The sequence below is a fragment of the Salibacterium aidingense DSM 18341 genome, from assembly GCF_000429685.1.
GTDB lineage: Bacteria > Bacillota > Bacilli > Bacillales > Marinococcaceae > Salibacterium > Salibacterium aidingense.
In genome coordinates, this window is record NZ_AUCI01000053.1 from 1 (window position 1) to 4,507 (window position 4,507).

Here is a 4,507-nt window from a genome sequence, read left to right on the forward strand (position 1 = left end):
GATTGACAAGAGCCACAAAGTGCCCGCGATCCTTTAAATAGTAAGCCAATGGTAACCAGTAATGCCCTGTGGGCTCCATGCCGACAATCATGTCGGTCTTGTGATGATTTTCTTGATGCATGGCTGCCCATTGTAGAAAAGCTTCGAATCCTTCTCTATCATTGGAGAAGCTGATTCGTTTTCCAAATTCAAAACCGCGGTCATCGAAAACACGAGCCACCTGTTTGTTTTTAGCGATATCTACGCCAATTAGGAGTGTGTTAGAGGTGATTTGCGTGAGTTTTTCGTTTTGCGTATAATGCATGATGAGTCCTCCTTGGTTTCCTGGATTCGAGATCGATGATTTTTCATCGGACACTCCGTACTATACCAAGGGGGCTCTTTTTTGTTCAAAACCCACATTTTCCCCTAACAGGAATGCTCCTTATAGTATTTTCGGAATGGATCATAGTGTCATTTAAAAAGAGGGATGGCTAATCATTACATTTCTTTCTCATTCGCGAAAATGTAACGCTTAGGCATGGGCTTAGCGTCATTTTTATCAGAAAACTGCCTGGATGTCATGCTGACACCGCTTCTCAGCCTCACATTTTTAGATACATTCATCTAAACCCATGTATAGAACTCTGCCCCCGGCCAGGCCGGCATCCATGTTCGAACCAGAAAAACCTCCTGCCTAAGAGGGATTGGCTTGCCCGCCCCGGTTGAATTCTTACCCAATTGGTGATCATGAAAAAAAGCATTGAATTGGGGTGGGACCGTATGCATGTTACAACGTTGGCGATAGAACTGATTACCGGATTTGTCCCCCTGTTTATTTAGCTTGTTTGGAGAAAATACCGGTAAATCGATGTTCCTTTCTTTCGGAATAAAAAGCATCAAACACATTTACAAAGGCTTTATTATGTTTCCCCGCATAGATAATAAGTGTCATTTGGTGATCCAACCAGAGCAGCTTTCGGGTGATTCGGATCATTTGAGAATATGTTACCCTTCTATATACATATCAACGATCGACCATGCATTAGTTGGCGTCGTATGCAAAGTTTTGTGCAGGATACACTATATTTTCTATAAAAATAATAAAAAGCTTGGTTGTTATAAGGGAGACTCAAAATATAGGGTTTGGTATGAACCAATCAAGAGAGTTTGAAATCAAAGTATTTCAACTTAATTGACTTATTCTTTGTTATAATTTAACTCAAGAATACTTTTTAAGGAGTTAAAGAATGTTTGAAACAGAAGAAATAATGATAAATCATTTACTTGATATTTATGATAATAAGTTCGTTTATAAGGAAATTGGAAGCGGATATGGGGTTGCAGATGTAGTCATAGTAAAAAACAAAGCTGCTTTTAAAGAATTTTCACAAGAAAGAGCAGGGCGGCATTTACAGACAAATGATCAAATTAAAGTGTTTCTGTATATGAGAAATAAACGCCAAGGAATTACTTTTGAAGATTTATATAATAACCATTTCTTATCGAAAAGAAATTTAAAACAAAATATACTAAGATACCTTATATCTATAAAAGCTTTAATGTATATAGATGGTCTCTATTATAGAAATATGGATTTCAAGTTGTTCCCTATTGATTGCATCGCGTTAGAAGGTAAACTTACCAATTGGTATTCAGGTTTAGTTCAAGCGATTAGGTACAAAAAATTTGCTAAAAAGTCTTACGTTGCAATCGATGAGAATTATGCACATAGAGCTAATGTTGAACTTTTCAAAGAACAGAATATTGGTTTATTAACCATAGGATCTAAAATTAATGTAGTATTTTCTCCGAAGATAGAACAACCTTTAGATCCGATAATGAGATATAGAATTTCCGAAAACCTAATTAAAATAAACCATTATTCAAATCCCAGAGCTTTGAGGGAAATCTAAATCTGCTACTTCTAAAATAACCTCTTTCCAGACATCAAAATGCTTGTGTCCAAAATTCTTTATCCTTTTTTCCTTAAGCACACTTTTAGCATTAGATTTAGCTTCTTCTGTTTTTTTCACAAAGAGTCTTAATCGTTCATATTCAGACAATAAAGCAAATTCTTTAAGCTGATTGCCCCGAATTGTATGTTGGTGTTTTATAACATTATTAAATGAGAACAACTTATCAAGATTAGTTGACCCCTCACAGTATTTACAACTACAAATTAAAGATTGACCAGCACGCGTTGATAAAATATCACCCATTACGTTTTTATTTTGTAATCCTAATAATCCTTCTACATAATACCTTCTGGGTGAACCGCCAGTACTTTCACGATTAAGAAATTCTTCTTTAAAATTATCACCTTGACCCAGACTGGTTACTATAGTGTTTGCCCCTAAAGCGAGCAAACCAAAAGAAAAATCATTAATTCTAGAAAGAATTATTTCTTTATTACTGTAAGAAAGCATCTTTACTAATAAAGCATATATATAATAATGATTGCTGTTCAATGAGTCAAAACTGCCTGCGATTTGGAGATAAAAACCATTGGGTTGTGCACTTGTTATAAAATTAACTAACCTGTGAACATCTTCTTCATCTTCAAATTTCTCTATATCAAGTGTTACACCATAATAGAGAGGGCGGTTTTCCCCCATGGACCTTAAATAATTCCTTGATTCCTTAAATACGTTATGATCAACTATCAACCAATCGCTATTAATTGAATCATAGAAATGGTAAGGTGCAATAATTATGTCAGGGTCATAATTTAGTTGAAAGTCCACCGCTTTCTTAGCCCTATTATATAATACTGCCGAATTTCGAAAGTCATTTGGTGTTTCTTTTCTAACTTTTGAGATAACATAGGGTAACTGCTTATATGTAGGCTTAGTAGTGAAAGCTGAATAAGCCAAGGTGTGTGTATATGGATCTATTATTAGTCGTGACTTACTATTTTCTCTTAATTCATGATACCTCCGTGGGGACGACATTAAATGAGGAGCATTAAAAACTGCACCGTCCAGGCCATCGCTATTTGCAATTTGACATAGAAGCTTTGAATCATTATTCTGAGCAAGAGGTAGAAATTCTATCTTAGTTTTATCGTAGAATTGTTCTAATGTTTTATCAGGTTTTCTTATAATTAACTCACCTAACAAAGTTTGTATTACCTCTAATGGAATATCCCTTTGATAGGGTTCTTTAAGCAGCAGGGCGTCTATTAGATCGGAAAATCTAGTGGGTATATTGACTTTCCTATTTATTGCTGGAGTTGGTTTTTCATTCATTATTTTATTCATTGCGTCTAGTTGATTAGACATTTTAAAAGGTCTTTCACCTGTTAAAAATTCATACATCATTGCTCCGATTGAATAATAATCAGCTCTATAATCTATATCCCTAGCAGAAGTCAGTTGTTCAGGGGGCATATAGGCAAACGTTCCCATGCCTTGCCCTGTGGTTGTTAATGTGCTAGCATCGATAAGCTTTGAAATACCAAAGTCTATTATTTTGACATTGAAAGAGTTCTCATCTTGCAGGATTATATTCCCAGGCTTTAGATCACGATGAAATACACCACATTTGTGTACCTCGTCAATTGCATTAAAGATACTTAGCGATATTTTAGCAGCAACAGTAGTTGATAAGGGTCCTTGAGCAGTTAGATATTCTTCTAAGTTTCTTCCATTTGCATATTCCATTACAATATATCGAAATTCTTCATCACCATCGTTAAATACACCATCATCAATATATTTAGCCACAAAACCTCCTTCCACTTGTCTTAAGGTTCTGATTTCCCGTTCAATCCTTCTAGCGTCATTATTTCGTTGATCTAACATATTGGTTCTTATAAGCTTCAGAGCAAATTTCTCATCTTTTTTTTCTACTAAATAAGTTGTACCAAAATTCCCCGAACCTAACTTTTTAATGACTTTATATCCATCAATATTCAAGAATACCCCTCCAACCTAATTCAGAAATCACATTACTATAATAGTAGCATTTTATGGGTGTCCAGGAAACCAACGGGCTAAAAATAAGTTTAACTGACTCAACATATATTCGTTAGAAGATTAAACAATGTGTTGACCATTTGTATGTATTTATTATTTGAGTACGGCGGACATCTTGTGCTGTCTTTTTTACCACCGTTTGCGGCGGAGAAATATACCACTTCTTGAGGGACCCTTTACCACTCATTGAAAGAATGGATAAAACTCTCACAATTGCCGTTTCATCCCTCCCTCTTTGTAATTAATTATCCTTCCACATGTTCTTGTTTTCTCCGAATTTCTAACCTATCAATTATCACCAGATAGATTCATTCCCACCTCACGGACACATATATTGTTATTTATAACAATTTGAACCAGTTTGGATTCCTTCCAACTGCTCGAACAGGAATTTGTTGGTAAATTATTATATGACCGTGCTCTTGGTAATCACCCACATCGCACATGGTCGCTAACCCTCCCATATATCACTGGATGGGTGTCCATACATTCCTTCGTCCGGCGTATCCATGTGGTGGGGGGCGGCTAAGCTCCTTAGCTGGGTCTGG

Annotated in this window: 3 protein-coding genes; 1 reads left to right on the forward strand and 2 read right to left on the reverse strand. The window is 35.8% G+C overall.

Translation table 11 applies throughout. From position 1 onward, the window contains the following. A partial coding sequence (locus G475_RS0121980) for an IS110 family transposase (RefSeq protein ID WP_026703091.1) occupies positions 1–304 on the reverse strand: 304 nt, incomplete at its 3' end. 925 nt (positions 305–1,229) lie between these two features. Here G475_RS0121980 and G475_RS0121990 point away from each other — a divergent pair. Next, a complete protein-coding gene (locus G475_RS0121990) occupies positions 1,230–1,895 on the forward strand; it encodes a hypothetical protein (RefSeq protein WP_026703092.1) in 666 nt (221 codons plus the stop codon). Here G475_RS0121990 and G475_RS0121995 read toward each other — a convergent pair. After that, entirely contained in the window at positions 1,866–3,899 is a 2,034-nt protein-coding gene (locus tag G475_RS0121995; protein WP_026703093.1) for a serine/threonine protein kinase, read from the reverse strand. The genes G475_RS0121990 and G475_RS0121995 overlap by 30 nt on opposite strands. Positions 3,900–4,507 lie beyond the last annotated feature (608 nt).

What these genes read in the sequence shown, in the direction of transcription:
- G475_RS0121990 (WP_026703092.1), top strand. Translation starts at nt 1,230, where the DNA reads ATGTTTGAAACAGAAGAAATAATGATAAATCATTTACTTGATATTTAT.